This window comes from Bacillus sp. FSL R10-2780 (genome assembly GCF_038006125.1).
Taxonomy (GTDB): Bacteria; Bacillota; Bacilli; order Bacillales; family Bacillaceae_G; genus Bacillus_A; species Bacillus_A cereus_U.
Genome location: NZ_JBBOUQ010000001.1, coordinates 3,695,388 through 3,715,038, shown reverse-complemented (window position 1 = coordinate 3,715,038; position 19,651 = coordinate 3,695,388). Strand labels below are relative to the sequence as shown.

The window sequence follows — 19,651 nt, the reverse complement described above, 5'->3', positions numbered from 1 at the left end:
AGTGGGATTAAAATTTTCAGAAAGTTTTATACAATTGAATATCTATTAAACTATAAGATATAAAAGGAGAGAGAATATTGTTACCAAATACGGTTCGTACTCCAAACAAGAAGAAGAAATGGATTATTATCGGGGTTATTGCACTAATTGTTATTGTTGCAGCAGTTAATATTTTTGTAATGCAAGGCAAGAAGAAAGGTACGGCGAAGACAGATGCTGTAAGTTTTGAGAAAGTGACAGAGCGTAAGCTTAATAATACGAAATTAATTTCTGGTCAAGTGAAGCCAGGAAATATTGAAAGTTTCTATGCGGATCCGACTAAAGGAAAAGTGAAAGATATTGCAGTGAAAGAAGGACAAGAAGTAGAAAAAGGAACGAAATTATTCTCTTATGATAATGAAGAAATTAATCTTCAAATGAAGCAAGCTGATCTTGATCAGAAGATGGCTGATATGCGTTATGATCAAGGGAAAAAGAAGATTGATTCATTGAAGAAAGAAATTAAGAAGGTAAAAGATAGTGGGGCTGGGAAAGAAGTAACAGACCCAATGGAAGAGCAAGTAAGTGAATTAGAAATGGCACAAAAAACAACTGACCTTGAGAAAGAAAAAGGGAAGTTGCAAAAAGAAGAGTTAAGTAAAAAACAGAACGAACTTACGATTTATAGTAACTTTACGGGTGTTGTACAAAAGTTAGATAAAGATGCAGCGCAAAGTTCATCACAAGCATTAGGTGGTCAAGGGAAAGCATTTTTACAAGTTGCTTCTAAAGACCCGTTCCAAGTTCAAGGGACTTTAACAGAGCTTCAAAAGTCACAAATTCAAAAAGATCAAACGTTCACTGTAACTGCGAAAGCAAATAATAAGAAGAAGTGGACAGGTAAGATTACGGAAGTAAGTGAATTCCCAACGAGTGCAGAGATGGCTCAAGCTGCTGGTGAGGGAACTCAAAATATGTCTCAATATACATATAAAGCAAGTCTTGATAGCCAAGATGGTTTATCTCCAGGTTATCACGTTTCTCTGCAAGTAAGCTTAGAGAACAAAACGATGATTGCTGTTCCAACTAAGAGCATTGTAGAAAAAGGCGAAGATGCATTTGTTTATATCGAAGAGAAAGGAAAGCTTCGTAAACAAAATGTGAAAAAAGGTGCTACTGATGGAGACTGGACAGAGATTGTAGAAGGCACAACAGTGGGGCAAAAGGTGGTTAAAAATCCTTCCGACAACGTGTATGACGGAATGGAAGTGAAAGAGAAATGATTACGTTAAACAATATTTCCAAAACATATTATCAAGGTAAATTGGCAGTACCAATTTTACATGGTATTAGTTTAACGATTCAAAGCGGTGAGTTCGTTTCTATTATGGGACCGTCTGGTTCTGGTAAATCAACGCTTATGAATATTATCGGTTGTTTAGATCGTCCAACAGAAGGCGAATATATGCTGAATGATGTGAATATCTTAACAGCAGACGAGTCAAAACTAGCTTTAATTCGTAATGAATATATCGGCTTTGTGTTCCAGCATTTTAATTTACTTCCGCGTCTTTCCGCAGTGGAAAACGTTGAACTTCCGCTCATCTACGGTGGGGTGAAGAAAGCAGAGCGTCGTCAGAGAGCTCTTGAAGCGCTTGGAAAAGTTGGATTATCAGATAGAGTACACCATTTACCTAGTGAGTTATCAGGTGGACAGAAGCAACGTGTAGCGATTGCGAGATCGATTGCAAATAATCCGACGTTCATTATGGCCGATGAGCCGACAGGTGCACTTGATACGAAGTCTGGTGCACAAGTTATGGATATTTTCACGAAGCTCAATGCAGAAGGTACGACGATTGTTATGGTTACGCATGAAGAGGAAGTAGCTGCTTATTCTTCTCGTCGCATTGTACTAAGGGATGGGAAAATTACAGAAGATAGAAGGTGTGCGGTATGAGCTTACTAGATAGTATGAAAATTGCCTTATCTTCTATTCTAGCTCATAAACTACGCTCAGCTCTGACGATGCTTGGGATTATTATCGGTGTAGGATCTATTATTACTGTCGTTGCGATTGGGCAGGGCGGGGAAGCGGCACTGAAATCACAATTTGTTGGGTCAGGTAATCAAACGGTTCCGATTCATTATAGTGCAGATATGAATGATCCATTCGGTATGGAAATGGTAGAGGCACCGAAGATAACTGAGGAAGATATTTTTGAAATTAAAAAAATTCCAGAGATCGCACATGTTGTAACAACAAATTCAAGTATGGAACCAATTGATATTGAAGATAAAATAGAAATGGTGAATATTACTGGATTAGACAGTGAGTACTTTGCAGTAAATAAAGTAAAGTTGTTAAAAGGACGTTCTTTACAAGAATCAGATGTGGATCAAGGTAATAACGTTGTCATGATTAGTAAGCAAATGGAAGAAAAGATGTTTAAGGATGCCAATCCAGTCGGTAAAATTATTGAAATGAAGGGTCAACCGATGCAAATTATTGGTGTCTATAAATCAGATAATGAGTTTATGGGAATGGGACCATCAGAAGCACTAGTTCCAATTTCATTATGGCCGACATTGTATGGAAAAGATGAAATTCAAAATATTTCTGTTCAAGCAAAAAATGTAGATAATTTAGAGCAAGCAGGTAAAAAAGCTGCCGATGTGTTAAATAGTCGTAAGCCAAGTGATACAACTGGTAAATACGAGGTTATGAATTTAAAAGAAATTCAAGAAGGTATTTCAAAAATGACAGGTATTATGACGATGATCATCGGTGGTATCGCTGGTATTTCACTAGTCGTTGGTGGTATCGGCGTTATGAACATCATGCTTGTATCTGTAACGGAGCGTACGCGTGAAATTGGAGTACGTAAAGCACTTGGAGCAACACGTAGTAAAATTTTATTACAGTTTTTAATTGAAGCCGTTATGTTAACGCTTCTAGGTGGTTTAATCGGAATTGGTCTTGGGTATGGCGGGGCATATATCGTTTCCACATTTGCGAAGTGGCCACCGCTCGTTTCATGGGAAGTTGTCGTTGGGGGCGTATTGTTCTCTATGACACTAGGTATTATCTTCGGATTAATTCCAGCGAACAAAGCTGCGAAATTAGATCCAATTGAAGCACTTCGTTATGAGTAAATTATTAGTGTAGTAGAGAAGGGTTCTCTACTACACATTACCGTTCTAGTGGGCGGTTCGTAGCCTCAAAATGAGGATGTGAACCGCCCGTTAGAACGGGTTATATACATAGAAGGAGGCGTTAGAATGGAAGCGAATTTGAATACGCAAAAAGTTGGTGGAGAGAAGCCGTCATTATTAGGAATGATTACATCTCCAGGCTTACAGTTTGAGCGAATGAAGACGAGTGAGAAAGTTTGGGGTATGTTCTTCCTAGTTGCATTGCTACAAGGACTTGTAGGTGGCTTAAATGCGTATGTTACGTACACATCGCCTGAGATGATCAAAATGAAAAAAGAATTAGGTGCACTTGCAGATCAGGGCTCACTTGTATCAGATGTGATTTCTGGTACGATCTGGGGAGCAGTAGGTGCTATGCTTGCAACAGTCGTTATTGCAGCTATTTATAAAGTATTTATGATGTTCTTCGGAAATGATACTTCTTATAAGAAATTAGTAATGATCATTGTATATGCGAACATTGCTGTTATTATTGGTTTACTTATTAATAGTGTTATAGCTTTAATTTTAGGTGTTGGACCAACTGCGTATACAAGTTTAGGACCGTTATTTGAGGAAGGTTCAGTTGCTTACGGAATCGGTAGTACGATTGAAGTATTCTATTTATGGAATATCGTTTTAATTTGGTTAGGGTTACAAATTACAGCTGGATTAAGTAAAGTGAAAGCAGCCATTCCAATTATCGTTTTATTCATTATTAAAGCGGTATTTTTAGCGGCAATTGTTATGTTAATTGCGGCATTTTTACCTAATATGCCAATATAATAAGGAGGCGTTAGAATGGAAGCGAATATTAATACGCAAGATGTAGGTGCGAAGAAGCCATCATTATTAGGAATGATTACATCTCCTGGTGTACAGTTTGAGAGAATGAAGACTAGTAATGCGGTTTGGGGTGCGTTTTGGATACTTGTTTTATTAGGAGCAGTTATTGGTGGACTTGCTGCTTATGTAGGCTCTTTAACCCCAGAAGCCATTAAGCTTAATAAGGAGTTAGGTTTTGACGTTCCACCTGCAGTGACGTTTGGTATGGGATTCGGAATTGGTGCTTTAGGTATGGGGATAAGTTTCTTCATTAGTGCAGCGGTGTATAAAGTATTAATGATGTTTATGAGCAATGATACTTCTTATAAGAAATTATTAACAATTAGCGTATATTCAAGCATTATTTCATTACTTGGCGTATTGTTGAATACGGTTTTAGCGTTTGTTTTAGGTGGATCAGGACAAGAAATGTATACTGGATTAGGTCCTATCTTTGCTTCAAGTAGCGGGGTTGTAAAAGGTATTGCAAGTAAATTTGAAGTATTTACAATTTGGGGATTTGTTATAACGTGGTTAGGTCTTCAAATTACGGCAAGTTTAAGTAAAAAGCAGGCAACAACTATTACTATTGTCTTCTTTGTCTTAACTCTTGGACTGGGTGCGTTACAAGGTATGTTCCAATAATAAAATAAAAAAGGTGACTCTTCCGAGAGTCACCTTTTTTATTTTTACCCCTATTTCAAATACCCCAAGCAGAATTTCAAATACTGCCTAGTGTAATTTCAAATTCCGGCAGTATTATTTGAAATTACCCACAATGAAATTTCCTTTCTCATTTTATATTGTAGAGGTACCGCGGAATACTAAAGAGGTATACCTTTTAGAAACGGGCACTGTGTGAAGCCAGCGACTTTTACAGATACGGTTGTTTTGTATGAAGGTATGATTGTAAATCAAATAAAGAGGTTAAATATTTACCAAGATTATGAAGAGTATTATCAATGTGGTTTAATTGGTCTTTGGCATGCGTATGAAAGGTATGAGGAGGAGAAAGGTAGTTTTCCTGCTTATGCGGTTGTAACGGTACGTGGTTATATATTGGAAAGGTTGAAGAAAGAATGCGTAGTGCAAGAGCGGTATGTATGCACGGATGATTATGAGGAACGATTTGAGTGTGAAGATACGGGAACGAGAGCGAAGGACTTTATGAGTGTGTTAGATGAGAGAGAGAGGCACATCATTTCAGAGCGATTTTTCTCAGGGAAAAATATGGGGGAGATAGCGTCTGAAATGGGGATGACGTACTATCAAGTGAGATGGGTATATCGACAAGCACTTGAGAAAATGAGAGATAGTGTAAGGGGATAAGAACAATAAGTAGAATGGAAGGCAAAGGAAATATTGCGTTCCATTCTATTTACATTAAGGCAGTAAATGTGGCAAGGGGTTTTTTAAGTGTAGTGAATCTTTTATGTTCATTCGGGATAATATATGTCCAGATTTGAAAAATTGTTGCTGTAACTTATGAGAACCTATTTGTATTGTTATGGTAGTTCCGTTAAAAAAATGAATGTTAGCCTTGTTAGTTTTTTTGGAAAACTCTATCTCCTCTATATGGTTATAGAACAACCAAATGCAGTTTGGAGAAGAAGGAGATTCTGTTGGGAAAGCACAAATATATTCTTTATGATTAATCGGAATTGGAACATTTTGTTTGAGCTTAAAGTTTATTTGGACTGCACGACGTCTACCTTGATAAGTAGAATGAACATGTGTTAGACAAGATTTCTTTATGAGTTGGATAGCTGTTTGGCAAGAGTGCAGGGGGTTGCCGCTACTGTCGATCATTTTTGTCCGGTAATAAGGGTGTTTGCAAGGTTCGAGCATCATTGTAGAACTAGAAATAAAAATATCATTTTCATTATTCATGATTCTAAAATCCTCCCTTATAAAATTATTATTCTTAATATAATTATATACGAATAATGTAAAATCATTGTTAATCTTTTGTTTCGTATTGTAAATTTTTACGGTTCGTTTACAATCAATAGATGATAGTCTTTCTAATTTGCATCGCTTGTACATATATATGAAAATAGAAAAGAGTAGGCGGTGATATAGCATGAAAAAAAAGTATATTATTATGGCTCTAGCTGTTGTTCTCTTAGTTTATTTAGCAAACAGTAATCCGGGTAAGGGAGAATATACGGATTGGGCAGCAAAACAATTTATGAAGCGTAATGATGTGAGTAAGAAGTTAGAAGAGGTTGAGAAAGAAAATAAAGAGGGTATACTTGGCGACTTAGCATCAGCGGGAAAGAAATTGGCAAATAAGTATGTTGAACCACAAGTTGGATTATTAATCGAACATTATACAAAGCGAAATGATTATATTTTCTTCTCAACATATACGACAGAGTTTGATTTAGGCGGAGAGAATTATAAGTATGTTTGTGTTGGTTTTTCAAACATTTTTATTCCAATTGAAATGCCGAAGAAAAAAGACGAATCTGCAAAATAATGCAGATTCGTCTTTTTGATTTACGGAGTGATCTGAACCTCAGATACATTTTTTTCTATGAGGCGAGCTCCTTTTTTACGAGTATTTTCACCAATTGATGAAAATACAGATGAAGAAAGAATGGTATCCATTACTTGATTTACGACTAGTTCATTTACTGGTGTAATGGGATTATCGATAGAAAAGACAACTGTTTTTCCATCTTCTTTTACGAAAACTAACTCTAGTACTTGCATGCTTTATTCCCTCCTTTTTAATTACAGGTTAGAAAGATCTGACGTGCTTACAAGTTGTACAGCGTGAAGTGATGATTTCTGTAGTGAAGCAAGAGCACGTGCTACTTCATGCACTTTTCCTAAATCTGCATTTGTTTTCACACGTTTGAATTGCTTGTTCTTAAAAACTGTTTTACCGTTTTTGTCTAATCCTCCGTTTAATACAAGGCGTAAAGTTAAATCCATTACGATTGTTTCAACTGCCATGTTTATCACCCCCTTTCACTTTATAAATAGGGGGTAAATGTCATGTTTTGGCGTGAAATTTTTTCTTTTTTTTGGTACTCTTAAAAGACTAAGAGAGGAGCTTTCGGGAGAATGAATCGTAAATGGTTATTTTGGATTCCTGTATTACTATGGATGGGGATTATTTTCTATTCTTCGGCACAGCCATATAAAAAACAGGATATGCGCTCGGATATTGAGCAATATATAAATGTTGAGTTTGTGAAAGAGCATTTTTCATGGGTATCTATCGATTATGGCGGAGGTACGCCTGTTAGTATTGCAAATAAAGGTGTAGGTGGATTTGTTGAGTTTTTCCTTCGTAAAGGTGCTCATTTTATGGTGTTCTTTATGCTTGGTTCATTGACGTATTATGCTTTTCATCGATCGGGTTATTCGAGAAAAAGGTGCTTTGCATACGCCCTCCTTTTCGTTGCGGGGTATGCAACATTTGATGAAATTCATCAATGGTTTACGGGAGACCGTACACCGATGTGGCAAGATTCATTGCTTGATACGTGCGGCGGGTTAACAGGAATTATAATAAGCAATTGGTTTTGGAATAGAAAAAGGAGCTAATCTCAGTTAGAGATTTGCTCCTTTTTTATTTATCCCGCTATTTGTGGGAATAGAAACATCCACCTTATACGCCAAGTAATTCTTTTAGTTCGTCTGTTGATAGTTCGGTCATCCAACTATCGCTTGTAATGACGGCGTTGTTTAATGATTGTTTTCGTTCTAACATTTCATCAATTTTCTCTTCAAGTGTTCCTGTTGTAATAAGCTTATGAACGTGAACGAAGCGTTTTTGACCGATGCGATAAGCACGGTCTGTTGCTTGGTTTTCTACAGCTGGATTCCACCAACGGTCATAGTGAATGACATGGTTAGCAGCAGTTAAGTTTAATCCTGTTCCGCCGGCCTTTAACGATAAGATGAAGATATCATACGTTCCGTTTTGGAACTGCTCAATCATCTTGTCACGCTCTTTCTTTGGTACGCTCCCGTTTAAGAAGAGGACGCGCTGACCGAATGTTTCTTCTAACATACTTTTTAGCATGTTCCCCATGCCAATGTACTGAGTGAAGATTAAGCAACTTTCATTTTGGTCTTTTATATTTTCGATGAGCTCCATTACCGTTTTTGTTTTCATAGAGCGCTCGACGATATTTTGTGGTTCTTCTTCTTTCAAATAAAGGGCTGGATGGTTACAAATTTGTTTTAGCTTGTTCAGCATAAGTAATATAAATCCGCGTCTTTCAATTCCGCTTAATCCTTCTACATTTTGCAATGTATCTTGAACAAGTTGTTCGTATAAGGAAGCCTGTTCACCAGTTAGTGAACAATAAGCTTTCTGTTCTTGTTTATCTGGTAAGTTTAATGCGACTGTTTGATCTTTCTTCGTACGACGCAGTAAAAACGGCGAGATAAACCGCTGAACTTGCTGGATTTTTCCTTCATCGCGGTCCTTTTCAATCGGTGTGACGAAGCGGCGCTGGAATTGTCCTAAGCTTCCGAGATACCCATGATTGATAAAGTCGAAAATAGACCAAAGCTCAGCAAGTCGGTTTTCCATCGGTGTACCGGTCAAAGCAATTTTATGATTTGCTTGTAAGTTTCTTACTGCTTTCGACTGTTTCGTATGTGGGTTTTTTATATTTTGTGCTTCGTCTAAAATAACAGCGTCCCAGCATAACGTACTAAGTTCTTCTTCATCAAGCTGAGCTAATGCATAAGAAGTTAATATAACATCTGCTGATTGAAGAAAATCTTTAAATGACTCATCCTTAGCTCGGTTACTACCATAGTGTAACTGAACACGTAAACTTGGTGCGAAACGCTCAAATTCTTTTTGCCAATTTCCAAGGACTGATGTTGGTGCCACAATTAATGCAGGACCTGTTTGGAGATTGTTTTCTTTAGCGTATAGTAAGTAAGTTATCGTTTGAATACTTTTTCCAAGTCCCATATCATCGGCTAATAATGCCCCAAATCCAAGCTTTCGTAAGTATAGCAACCATTCAATCCCGTGTTGTTGATACGGGCGGAGTGTTGCTTGTAGCGAAGATGGTGTATCTACTTTTGGAATATCTCCAATGTGCAGAAGCTTTTGGAAAAGTTCTTCATAATATCCATCTAGTTCGATTTCAATATCGCTAAACGGACTATCGTCTTCTACAATTTCTGTTTCCGCCGTGCTAGATAAATGTTGCTGCAACACGTCTTTCATTTCTAGTCCATATTTATCGGCACGGTGCATTAGTTTTCTTACTTCTTCAATGAAGGCAGGATCAAGTCTCATCCATTGACCATTTAAATTGAAAAGACGCTTGTTCTGCTCAACGAGTTCGAAAAATTCGCTTTCTGATAAATCAATTCCGTCCGTTGAAATGCGCCAGTCGAAATTAACGAGCGTATTCATGCCGAAGAAAGACTGTGTTTGTGCTGTACTTTGCTTCAGCTGTACACGTAACCTCGGTTTTGTTGCTTTTAAATTTTGCCACCATGATGGTAGTAAAATTGTAATACCTGCTGCGAGTAATTCATTGCTTGCTTCGGTTAAGAAGTTCCAAGCTTCCGTTTCAAAGAGTTCTTCTCGGAACTTGTCGTCCTCTTTTAGCCACGGTACGAGCTTACTGAATCCTTCTTGTGTTTCAAGAATCCGTTCTTCGTAATCGTGCCATCGTTTTGGCAAGGAATCGATACTTTCATATACATATATGCGATGCGCACCACGTTTTGGTGTAACGATTGTTTCAAGCTTCCACATTTCAAGTTCTTCTTGCGGTTCTTGTAGTCTTAAGCCGACTGTAAATGGAAGATCATCTTCAATGTAACCAATTTTTCGAAGCCAATCTTCTTCATGTAGTGCTGCTTCCAATTGCCTTTTCGTAAAGTCGTAATGTTCATACAGTCTCTTTGCATCTTCCCATCCGTCATTTGAGCGAGCATCTTGCAAAATACTTTCGTTCACAGCGGCAGAGAAAAGCGATGCTAACATGTCATCTTCAATTGAGGTATTCTGAACTTTCCAAGATGGCTGCTGAGACCAATGCTTCATGTCAGGTGCGAAGCTGCCGCTGACGAAAGCGTCCCATAATTCACTTGCGTCCTTTGTAAGTGCCGTAATAGGACCGTTCATTTGCATATTTGCAAATGAATTCATCGGTTTATTTGCGATGTATTCAAATGCCTGTGCATTCGTTAACATAACGCCTTGTTTTCCCTCATACGTTGCTTCTTTTAAAAATGTTCCGTAGAAGGAAGTAGAGTGCCATGCGAATGCATTTTTTTTCCAAGTTGCTACGGATAAGAGCGTACCGCTATCATCTTCTCCCCAAAGGAACCAACCTTGACTAACGTGCTGGAGCCTAATTGTTACTTCAGTTTGTATGATCATCGATTAATTTTCCTCTCCGTAATTCCTCTTGTAGTGCACGCAGACGTGAATGTAAGTTAGCGATATGAATAATGAAAGCATCCCATTCATCAGTTCGCTTCAGTCGTTTATAAAGCATACGTAATTTCTTTAAGTAACGAACGGCACGTTTATATGATTTGCGATTTCGCTCTTCAATTGCTTCCATTGCGGCATGGTGATAAAGAGGAAGTGCTGCTTCGGGCGCTTCTTTTTCAATATCTTTCAATGGTTCTTTCAAAAGTTCGATTACTTCGAATCCATATAAGAGCTGAAGTTCCGTCCATGCATGGTATTGTTTCTTCGCTAGTACGTATTGTTCATAATTTGTGAAACTATACGGTAATAGTTCTTGTAAAATCATTTCTAATCCCGCTTGTTCATTCGTATGCGTTGCATATGTCTCATACATCATCACAAATAATCGAACGATATCTTGTATGAAGACGGTATTCTCTTGTTCCGTTATCGTTTCTTTTACTTGTTTATAAGTAAAGGAAAGCCAGCTTTTAGCACGGTCCCACTGCATCGCACTTAATAACTCTTCTAACCAATAGAAGTAAAGGCTCACAACAGAAGCAGGCTGTTTTTTGAGTAATTCCATTGCCGATAAGTCTTCATTATTTAAAAAGAGCAGATGAGAAGATGCTAATGCTTTGGAAAGTGGATTGATTTTAGTATCGATTCGTTTTTCTTCTTCTTGTAGCTGCTCTTCTGTTCTTAACAGTTCACCCCATACGTGACGATAAATGAAGAATCGCTCTTGTGTATAGGCATCGGTAGAGAAGAATGCTTCATGTATGAGCCGAGCTGTTTCTTGTAAAATCGGTTTGGATTCTTCTGGAATCTCCTCTGTTTTTAGGTCCCTAACGGTAGATTCAACTTTATCAACGAATAGGCGAACGACGTTAACTGGTTGGTGATAAGAATATAGTTTGTTTGCTTCAAATTCTTGAATTTCTTCTAATAATTTTTGAAAGCAATAAAGTGCCGCGTGCAACTTAAATAATTCATGAATAGCAACGATGCGCGGAGCTTTCCGCTCTAATTTTGTATAGAAGTCTGTAAAAAGACTCATAAGAAAATACATTTGTTTATAAGTGAGCCGCGCTTGTTCTTTTTTAAATGATTCATATTCATTTTCAAAGTATGTTTGCCAACTTTTATAATCCATTTCTTCAAAAGCTGATGATTGCAATACTTGTCGTGCAGTTCGAATAGGAGGAAGAGAAGGTTTTGTATTATTTTTGAATAAAGTTAATACATCTCCTACCTGCCCAAAACTAGAAGCTGCAGATAGTAACACAGCAAGCATATGCTGACATTGCGTTGGCGCGAAGCAATCGCAATAGCTTTCAGTGACATTACGAATCGGGATGTGAACGCTATATACACTGCCTTCAGCATTTACAGTTCCGGATAGCGTATAGCCATCAAAGTCAACGTTATAGACAACACCACTACGATATAGGTGCCGAGCTGTAGCGACATGCTCCTGATCAGCAACTTGCTGTGGATCAAGTCCTTGAACGAACTCATTCGCAATCATCATAATTTCATCTTTCGTAATTGAGTCTTGCAGCATAATATTCCTCCGTACACAGATTTCTTTCCTTTACCATTATAAACAAAAAATGCTCAAAACAGAAAAAATGAAATTCTAATTACACAATTAGAAAATCATGGTAATATATATAATGTTAATTTTACATATTACTATATGTTTATAGGGAGAGAATCGACTTGTCAGATTTACAGACGAAATTAGGTAGTGGAATGAATAAGTTACAAGAGGGAATAGAACAAGGAAAGCAGAAGTTGCAAATTGCACAAGAAATTGCTCAGTTGAAAAAAGGAATGCAAGTGCAAATGCAGAAAAAAGCAGAAGTTTTATTAGAGCTCGGACAACAGGTATATGTTCAACTAAGAGGAAACGGAGTAAATGAAGCGAGTTTAAAAGAAGTGATTGCTCCAATTCAAGAGTTTGATGTTGCTATTTATCAAGCAAGAAAACGAATAGTTGAATTGCAAAAACAACAAGGAGAGAAAGCTACTTGTGAATGTGGTGGGTCTTTATCAATAAATGATAAGTTCTGTGGTTCATGTGGAAATCCTAACCCGATGTTAGCGGTAGAAAGTAATAGTGAAAAGGAAAATTGTATTACATGTAATGAGTATATTGATAAAAACTCTACTTACTGCCCGGTTTGTGGAATTAAGCAAAGTGGGGAGTGAATAAGATGTATTGTCGCACGTGCGGAAAACAACATGGTGAAGAAGTGAATTATTGTCCTAATGAAGGAAGTATGGAGATTGCGGGGGCAGTAGATACAGTAACGTTAGATCAAGATACTGCTAAGTATTGCAGAGGTTGCGGTAATGAAAATGCTCAGCAAAATGTATATTGTCAAAAGTGTGGGCATTCTTTATTTGTTGTTAAGAAAAAAGAACAACTTGTAAAATTACCTACGATGGATAGTGCTCCTAAAGTTGCATTTACAGCAGATAAAGAAACTTTAAAAACAGGTTTAATTGGTGGGGCTATTGCAAGTGTTCTCATGTTAGTTGCTGGTTGGATTGGAAGTTTATTATTTGCTTCTATATTAAGTGAGATGTTTAGCAATCTTACGAAAGAACTGGAAATGCTACCAAGTTTCTATGCAAGCGCAACTTCTACGCTATTAAATTATCATTTGCTTGGTTTTACAGCCGGTGATGATAGTGGATTGATGTTATCTTTATCTTGGCATACTCCATTTGTTTTATTATTAATTGTTCCATTCATTATTTTAGCTGGTACGGGAATATGGTTAGGAAAACAACGTGTTGCGAAGACGATTAAGGATCAAATTTTTGTAGCAGCAATAGTCGGTATTGTATATGGAATATTTTTACTTATCATAAGCTTTGTAGCATCACAATCTTTTGTAATTCCATTCTCAGATGCAGGTAAGATAACAGTTGGTTATTCAGCTATAAAGAGCTTCCTAAGTGGTTTTGTATGTGGAACGTTATTCACTTTAGTAGGATTTATTATTCATACAAGCAAAAACAATATGGCAGCAGCGTTTCAAGAGTTAATGCCATATGGGGCATCTATTTATTATGGGGTTTCAGCTATGATAAAAGGACTTTTAGTGACAGCGGTAGTAACGTGTATTTTAGCTATGGCGTTAGTAAGTAACGAAGACAGTATTGAACCGTTAAAAGAAATGAAAGCTTCAAAAACGCAAGGTGCATTATTAGCATTAGAATTAACACCTCAATTATGGAGTATGGCTCATTTTTCTCCGTTAGAAGTATCAAGTCCAGCATTTGATCATGAGTTTAAAGGAATTAGTAAGAAATCAGCTGATAACAAATTAGCCTTTTCATTCGTATCGGGTATTTCTGTAAATGGAATTGGATTTAAAGATATAATGATTGCACAAGGAGGAACTCCGGAAGATATTGCTGAAGTGGAAGAAGTAAATAGCGTATTCCATTACGGTTTATTATTGCTTATTATTCCGTTATTTTTTATGTTTAGATCCGGAAGAAAACTAGCAGCATTACCGACTACGAATATGTATATTACATTAGCGGTATGCAGCGGTTCTTACACAATTATGATGGTTGTAATGAACATAATTTCTAAGTTCCAAATTGATGTGTCTGGAAATGTAATGAATGTATTCGAAGCGAGCGGTACTGTATTATTTATGCAAAATTCATTTATATATTTAACTTTGTTTAGTTTTATTGTGACATATGTAGCGGCATTGGCCGGAATGAAATTAGCGAAAAAGTAGGGGGAGAGCATATTGAAGTTTTGTGGAACTTGTAAAAAGCAGGTTGCAGATCATTTGAACTTTTGTCCTGATTGCGGAAGTAAAGTAGAAGAAATTGCTGATCAAACAGCTTCTTCTCATTCAGAAATGCGGAGAGAAACAAAGCCAGTGAAAAGTAAGAAAAACATGTTTTTACTTATAGGTTTTGTCATTGTTTTTGCTATTTTGTTTGGCGCATATAAATTCGGCGCAAGCAAGTTTTCGAAGGAAAAGCAAGTAAATGCAATGATCGAAGCATTCCAAAATAAAGATGTTAATGCAATCGATGAGATTTTGAAAGTAGACGATCCAACCTTAAAGGTCAAGACCGAAGATATTAAAGCGTACTTACGTTATTTAAAGGATAACCCTTCGTATAATAAAGCATTACTGTCTTATTTACAAAAAGAGATAGTCAATCAAAAGTTAGCAAGTGATAAAGCATCTTTTAAAGATGGGAAAATTATAGAAGACGGGAAAGAGTGGTTCTTATATCCGAAGTATAAGTTCAGCATGAAATCGTATTACATGAATGTTAGCACAACTGCAAAGAATGCTGAAATATATGTGAATGATAAAAAAGAAACAGAGCTTTCCAGTGATAAAACTTCGAAAGAATTAGGTCCATACTTCCCGGGTACTTATGTTGTAAAGGCAAAGGCGAAGACGGAACTTGCTGAATTAGAGACAGAAAAAGAAGTGGATTTAGCAGATGAAAAGAATGGGACAGTAGAAGTGAATTTATCACTTGAAGGAAATTATGTAACCATTTCATCTGATGAAAACGATGCAACTGTATTTGTTAATGGCAAGAAACGCGGAAAGTTAAATTACGGAAGTTATAAACTTGGTCCTGTACCGACGGATGAAACGGTAGAAGTACATTTAGAGAAAAACGCTGAATTTGGTGTGATGAAATCTGAAAGTATTAAAGTTGGAGATCAAAGTACATATTACTTAAGGTTCCCGAAAGAAGCTTCTAGTTCAGCGGTGGGAGATTTTGTACAAAATCATATTTATAATAACGTACGTGCAATTGCATTAAACGATTTTAGTTTAATTGAAAATGATTATGATAAGAGTGGGAAATCGTATAAGGAAGACCGTGATTACTTACAATATCTACAGAAAAAAGGAATTACAGAAGATTTATTGACAATGAACATTCGCAATGTAGAACGTCAAAGTGCGACGAAATATAAAGTAACGACATATGAAGAATATCATATTCGTTATGGTGATGGCTCTGTAAAATTCAAGAGCTTTAATAATGACCATATCGTTACTGTTAATGGAAATGGAAAGATATTGTACCATTCTCTTGGAGCAAATAATACGCTGAAATCAGAGGAAGTATCTGGTCCGACTCGTTAATATAAGAAAGAGGCTGTTCAATTTTGAACAGTCTCTTTTTTTGTAATTAGAAGCGTGCTTCCTTTAATATCGCTTGTACATATGGATCATTTAATATGTGTTCTACGAGCGGTAGCATTCCTTGCTCGAATGGAATATCAATAGGAAATGGCTTTTGAGAGCCTGGCTTTATTCCATATTGTACGATTTTGTAATGTGTATTTTCTTCAGACTTGAGCACAATTAATTTATAGCGATTGTCATCATTTGTGAGTGAGAAGTCAATTGCGATAGCATCATATGTTATATCATCTTTATATATGTACGGTTTTGGTGTACCGACCCAGTCTACCTTAGCTTGTAAATTCATGGACGTCACCTCCTTATATGTATTATATAAAAAATAAAAGCCAGCTCTCAATAAAGAGAACCGGCTGTAATTTAGCAGTCATTGGTTATTTTAAAATTTTCACTTTAACAGTTTTGCGTCCCCATTTGTTAGCAGCGCTATCTGATCCAAGTAGAATGTCGATACGGTTACCTTTAATTGCACCGCCAGTATCACCAGCGATTGCTTCTCCATAACCTTCAACCCATACTTTAGATCCTAATGGGATTACTTTCGGGTCAACAGCGATCATTTTCATGTTTGGGTTCGCTGTTAGGTCATGACCCATTGCAGTTAATACACGGCCGCCGTATGTGCCACCGTTTTCGCTCGGATGAGCTGTATATGCTGTAGCTACAACTGTTAACTCACGACCATTAGAAGGTTCGCTAGTTTCAGCAGCTTTCACAGCAGGCTTAGCAGCTGTTTTTACTGGTGCAGGTGCTTGAGCTTTAGCAGGAGCAGGCGTTTCTTGTTTCTCGATAACAGGTGCTGTACCTGTTAAGAAAGGAACATGAACATAAGCCGTTTTCCCGTTATATTCAAATTGTAACCACTCATTTTGTACTTGGTTCGTTGTTTCGATCATATCGTCTTTCTTAAGCGTTCCAAGAATTTCTGAGTTTGTGTTCGCTTCAGCACGTACATTTAATACGTTAGCTGTTACATAGTAAGAGTTCTTTGTAAACTCTGTACTTACGAATGCGTCTTTACCATCTAATTTGATTTGTGACCATCCGTTTTCTGTATTTAGAACATCTAATTTATGACCATTCTGTAATTTACCGACAACTTTTGATTCAGTAGTAGGGTTTTCTCGTACATTTAGTACGTCTGTTTTTACAACAGTTTCTGCGTTAGCAGATGCGGTGAAAATCCCAAGACCAAAAACTGCTGCTGTTGCTATTCCAATTAATTTTTTCATGATAGCCTCCATTGCGTTTGTTTTCGTGTCCTCATTATAGCAACAGATTTTTTCGGATTTTGGGAAAACACACAATTACAAACCATTCGTAATAAGTCATTAACAATTTGTAATATAGCTAGAATTAGAGGAAAGCGTTTTTCACTCCGTACTTTTAGTAGGTTTATAGTTATAGTCAAAATTTTTACTACAACATTTTTTTTCAGTGGAGATAAAAGTATTGCTAACGTGTTACAAAATGATTACTATACAGTTACATTCCTTGAGTATTTTACCGTTTTATGGGTAATATAGTTATATAAACATAAACATCTCGTTTGTGAAGTTATAAACACGCGCTATATACTAGCAAAAAAACCGCATAATTGTTACAAGAAGAAAGGGTTATAAAGAATAAATCTGCCCTTTTTTAAAACTGTAACACATCCTTTTTTGGGAAAATCTCTTCCCATCCGCATTTTTCTCACACAATTTGACAGTAGTATTCCAATCTTGTAGCTCTTGCAGAGTGAAAAGGTTGTACGGAAGGTAAGGCTGTCCATAAGAACTCTAATTGGTGAAGGCAAACTTGAGAGAGCCGAAAGAAAATCACCACAAAAAACTATGGTTTTCTATCCGATTTAACACATCGGAATTTATGATATTCACAAGAAATGAAACATACGAAGGGGGATTTGATGAGGAAACTGACGAAAACATTTATTGTCTCATTAACATTATGTATTACATTTACACTTTGGGGGATTATTCCCGAATCTATTATTGGAAAAGGTAGCTTAGGAAATGTAACGACTGCAATTCAAGCTGCGTTAGTTAGTAAGTTTGGATGGTTCTATATTATTTCCGTTTCTATTTTCTTAGGAATTGCTATTTTCTTAATTGTTTCTAAGTACGGTTCGATTCGTTTAGGTAAAGATGATGATGAACCTGATTATAGTTATATGACATGGTTTGCTATGTTATTTAGTGCCGGTATGGGAATCGGTTTGGTTTTCTGGGGCGTTGCAGAACCGTTGAATCATTTATACACACCTCCGTTTGGAGAGGGTGCGACTGAAGAGAGTGCACGTCTTGCACTTCGTTTCTCGTTTTTCCACTGGGGATTACATCCGTGGGGATTATATGCACTTGTAGCATTATGTATTGCGTATTTTACATTTAGAAAAGGAAGAGCAAGTACAATTAGTGCGACAGTGGGTCCACTATTTAAAGGCGGTGAACATGGCCGTATTGCACATATGTTTGATGTTCTAGCTGTATTTGCGACAGTATTTGGTGTGGCAACATCATTAGGACTTGGGGCAAAGCAAATTGCGGGTGGTGTTAGTTATTTAACATCCATTCCAAACTCATTACCGACACAGTTAGTAATCATCGGAATTGTAACTGTTCTTTATATGCTATCTGCACAAACGGGACTCGATAAAGGAATTAAATATTTAAGTAATGCGAATATTATTTTAGCGTTTGCACTTATGATAATTGTATTATTTGCAGGTCCAACAAACTTTATTATGAATTATTTCACTTCAACAATCGGATCATACATTCAAGAATTACCAAGTATGAGTTTCCGTTTAAGTCCATTAAATGAAGGCGGAAATCAATGGATTCAGTCATGGACAATTTTCTACTGGGCATGGTGGATTGCATGGTCACCATTCGTAGGTACGTTTATTGCTCGTGTGTCACGCGGGCGTACAATTCGTGAATTTGTTATTGGTGTGTTACTCGTACCAACAGTAATTGGTGCACTTTGGTTCTCTGTTTTCGGAGGAACAGGTATTCATATGGAATTGTTCGACGGGGCGAATATATATGGCCAAATTAAAGAAATGGGCACAGAAGTAGGATTATTTGCTATGTTAGACCAGATGGGTAGTATGGGCCCGGCTTTATGTGTGTTAGCTATTTTACTTATTTCAACATTCTTTATTACATCGGCAGACTCTGCTACGTTTGTTCTAGCGATGTTAACGACACATGGTAGCTTAAACCCACCAAATCGCATCAAAATGGTTTGGGGTATTGTTCTAGCGGCGATAGCTTCGACCTTATTGTATGTCGGTGGATTAGAGGCGCTGCAAACTGCGTCGATTATTGCGGCATTCCCATTTGTATTTGTTATTTTCTTTATGATTGCAGCACTATTTAAAGAGTTGCAAAAAGAAGGGCGTATGAAACAACATTAATAATAGAAGAAAAAAATTCTGTATATATAAATAGTATTAGGACTGTCGAATGTCGGCAGTCCTTTTTCACTGTTCTATCCCATTGTAGGAAAAGCATTACTTTGTTGGGGAATACTATAGATATCGGTAATTTAAAAAGAAAAATCGATATGGTTCGACAATATCCGATATTTTACACACTATATTCATATTTTTGACAAAAATATGTCGGAAATGTGTTGTCACTTTTATGTATATGTGCTATATTATTTTCTGTAAGCGATTTCAAATAGTTTTAAATCGCATTCAAGGGGGACAACTAGAATAATGAAACGTTACGAAAGAAAGTGGAAGCATATTTGCTTGAAACGTGTGGCACATCGAAATGCCCAAGAAAGCACGGAACCGAAGACTGAAACTCGTAAAGAGCATCAAGAGAAGCAATTGGTTCTACAAAAATAGCAATCACTTTTTCGTATATAAATGAAGGTCGATCGTTCGTTGGGGGATGGACGTGAAATAACTTTCTGCTAAGGGGTATTGTCTGATATATAGTATTACGGTAAAAAATAAGCACAGAGCATACGGCGCTCTGTGCTTATTTTT

20 protein-coding genes are annotated in these 19,651 nt (G+C 36.9%); 13 read left to right on the top strand and 7 right to left on the bottom strand.

All coding sequences use genetic code 11. From position 1 onward, the window contains the following. Positions 1-77: 77 nt before the first annotated feature. The 6 genes from NSQ47_RS19485 to NSQ47_RS19460 all read left to right on the top strand — a co-directional run bounded on the left by NSQ47_RS19485 (position 78) and on the right by NSQ47_RS19460 (position 5,328). The gene (locus tag NSQ47_RS19485) at positions 78-1,262 is read left to right on the top strand and encodes an efflux RND transporter periplasmic adaptor subunit (protein ID WP_002112962.1); all 1,185 of its coding nucleotides are present in this window, start codon (positions 78-80) and stop codon (positions 1,260-1,262) included. Continuing rightward, positions 1,259-1,939 (top strand): ABC transporter ATP-binding protein, encoded by a 681-nt coding sequence (locus tag NSQ47_RS19480; RefSeq protein WP_002159820.1) that lies wholly within the window; start codon positions 1,259-1,261, stop codon positions 1,937-1,939. The genes NSQ47_RS19485 and NSQ47_RS19480 overlap by 4 nt, the downstream gene beginning before the upstream one ends. Further along, positions 1,936-3,135: an ABC transporter permease gene (locus tag NSQ47_RS19475; RefSeq protein ID WP_002159821.1), complete on the top strand. Its 1,200-nt coding sequence runs from the start codon at positions 1,936-1,938 to the stop codon at positions 3,133-3,135. Before NSQ47_RS19480 ends, NSQ47_RS19475 begins: the two co-directional genes overlap by 4 nt. Before the next feature lie 126 nt (positions 3,136-3,261). Next, entirely contained in the window at positions 3,262-3,960 is a 699-nt protein-coding gene (locus NSQ47_RS19470) for a Yip1 family protein (RefSeq protein WP_283746677.1), read from the top strand. A 15-nt stretch (positions 3,961-3,975) separates the two neighbouring features. Further along, complete coding sequence (locus NSQ47_RS19465; RefSeq protein WP_002112956.1) at positions 3,976-4,644, top strand: Yip1 family protein; 669 nt, start codon at positions 3,976-3,978, stop codon at positions 4,642-4,644. 213 nt (positions 4,645-4,857) lie between these two features. Then, complete coding sequence (locus NSQ47_RS19460; protein ID WP_002159823.1) at positions 4,858-5,328, top strand: sigma-70 family RNA polymerase sigma factor; 471 nt, start codon at positions 4,858-4,860, stop codon at positions 5,326-5,328. Positions 5,329-5,382: 54 nt separating this feature from the next. Here NSQ47_RS19460 and NSQ47_RS19455 read toward each other — a convergent pair whose 3' ends face one another. Beyond that, positions 5,383-5,889: a competence protein ComK gene (locus tag NSQ47_RS19455; RefSeq protein WP_088099696.1), complete on the bottom strand. Its 507-nt coding sequence runs from the start codon at positions 5,887-5,889 to the stop codon at positions 5,383-5,385. Positions 5,890-6,082: 193 nt separating this feature from the next. Between NSQ47_RS19455 and NSQ47_RS19450 the strand changes: the two genes are divergently transcribed. Further along, on the top strand, positions 6,083-6,481 hold the full coding sequence (locus tag NSQ47_RS19450) for a DUF4359 domain-containing protein (RefSeq protein WP_002034805.1): 399 nt from the start codon (positions 6,083-6,085) through the stop codon (positions 6,479-6,481). A 20-nt stretch (positions 6,482-6,501) separates the two neighbouring features. Here the strand turns inward: NSQ47_RS19450 and NSQ47_RS19445 are convergent, their stop codons facing one another. Together NSQ47_RS19445 and NSQ47_RS19440 are read right to left on the bottom strand one after the other, a co-directional pair. Further along, the gene (locus NSQ47_RS19445; RefSeq protein ID WP_002159825.1) at positions 6,502-6,717 is read right to left on the bottom strand and encodes a DUF2922 domain-containing protein; all 216 of its coding nucleotides are present in this window, start codon (positions 6,715-6,717) and stop codon (positions 6,502-6,504) included. A 21-nt stretch (positions 6,718-6,738) separates the two neighbouring features. Then, on the bottom strand, positions 6,739-6,963 hold the full coding sequence (locus NSQ47_RS19440; protein WP_078179479.1) for a DUF1659 domain-containing protein: 225 nt from the start codon (positions 6,961-6,963) through the stop codon (positions 6,739-6,741). Between the two features lie 111 nt (positions 6,964-7,074). Here NSQ47_RS19440 and NSQ47_RS19435 point away from each other — a divergent pair, with 111 nt between their 5' ends. Beyond that, on the top strand, positions 7,075-7,560 hold the full coding sequence (locus NSQ47_RS19435) for a VanZ family protein (protein WP_002034802.1): 486 nt from the start codon (positions 7,075-7,077) through the stop codon (positions 7,558-7,560). A 64-nt stretch (positions 7,561-7,624) separates the two neighbouring features. On the opposite strand, the gene NSQ47_RS19430 is transcribed toward NSQ47_RS19435, so the two are convergent. Both NSQ47_RS19430 and NSQ47_RS19425 read right to left on the bottom strand, forming a co-directional pair. Further along, the gene (locus NSQ47_RS19430; RefSeq protein WP_016106660.1) at positions 7,625-10,381 is read right to left on the bottom strand and encodes a DEAD/DEAH box helicase; all 2,757 of its coding nucleotides are present in this window, start codon (positions 10,379-10,381) and stop codon (positions 7,625-7,627) included. Then, entirely contained in the window at positions 10,365-11,984 is a 1,620-nt protein-coding gene (locus NSQ47_RS19425) for an SWIM zinc finger family protein (protein WP_070129191.1), read from the bottom strand. The genes NSQ47_RS19430 and NSQ47_RS19425 overlap by 17 nt, the downstream gene beginning before the upstream one ends. A gap of 158 nt (positions 11,985-12,142) precedes the next feature. Here NSQ47_RS19425 and NSQ47_RS19420 point away from each other — a divergent pair, with 158 nt between their 5' ends. The 3 genes from NSQ47_RS19420 to NSQ47_RS19410 are packed head-to-tail and all read left to right on the top strand — an operon-like array spanning position 12,143 to position 15,582. After that, the gene (locus NSQ47_RS19420) at positions 12,143-12,634 is read left to right on the top strand and encodes a zinc ribbon domain-containing protein (RefSeq protein WP_144505107.1); all 492 of its coding nucleotides are present in this window, start codon (positions 12,143-12,145) and stop codon (positions 12,632-12,634) included. A 5-nt stretch (positions 12,635-12,639) separates the two neighbouring features. Further along, positions 12,640-14,190: a zinc ribbon domain-containing protein gene (locus NSQ47_RS19415; RefSeq protein WP_341037765.1), complete on the top strand. Its 1,551-nt coding sequence runs from the start codon at positions 12,640-12,642 to the stop codon at positions 14,188-14,190. A gap of 12 nt (positions 14,191-14,202) precedes the next feature. After that, a complete protein-coding gene (locus NSQ47_RS19410; RefSeq protein ID WP_341037763.1) occupies positions 14,203-15,582 on the top strand; it encodes a zinc ribbon domain-containing protein in 1,380 nt (459 codons plus the stop codon). Between the two features lie 46 nt (positions 15,583-15,628). On the opposite strand, the gene NSQ47_RS19405 is transcribed toward NSQ47_RS19410, so the two are convergent. Both NSQ47_RS19405 and NSQ47_RS19400 read right to left on the bottom strand, forming a co-directional pair. Next, positions 15,629-15,931, bottom strand: coding sequence for a DUF3910 family protein (locus tag NSQ47_RS19405; RefSeq protein WP_341037760.1), 303 nt, complete (start codon positions 15,929-15,931; stop codon positions 15,629-15,631). 85 nt (positions 15,932-16,016) lie between these two features. Next, entirely contained in the window at positions 16,017-16,874 is an 858-nt protein-coding gene (locus NSQ47_RS19400; RefSeq protein ID WP_341037757.1) for a cell wall-binding protein EntA, read from the bottom strand. 677 nt (positions 16,875-17,551) lie between these two features. Between NSQ47_RS19400 and opuD the strand changes: the two genes are divergently transcribed. Beyond that, positions 17,552-19,066, top strand: a complete 1,515-nt coding sequence (gene opuD / locus NSQ47_RS19395; RefSeq protein ID WP_078174877.1) for a glycine betaine transporter OpuD — start codon at positions 17,552-17,554, stop codon at positions 19,064-19,066. A 306-nt stretch (positions 19,067-19,372) separates the two neighbouring features. After that, positions 19,373-19,507: a hypothetical protein gene (locus NSQ47_RS19390; RefSeq protein ID WP_002068447.1), complete on the top strand. Its 135-nt coding sequence runs from the start codon at positions 19,373-19,375 to the stop codon at positions 19,505-19,507. Positions 19,508-19,651: the final 144 nt, after the last annotated feature.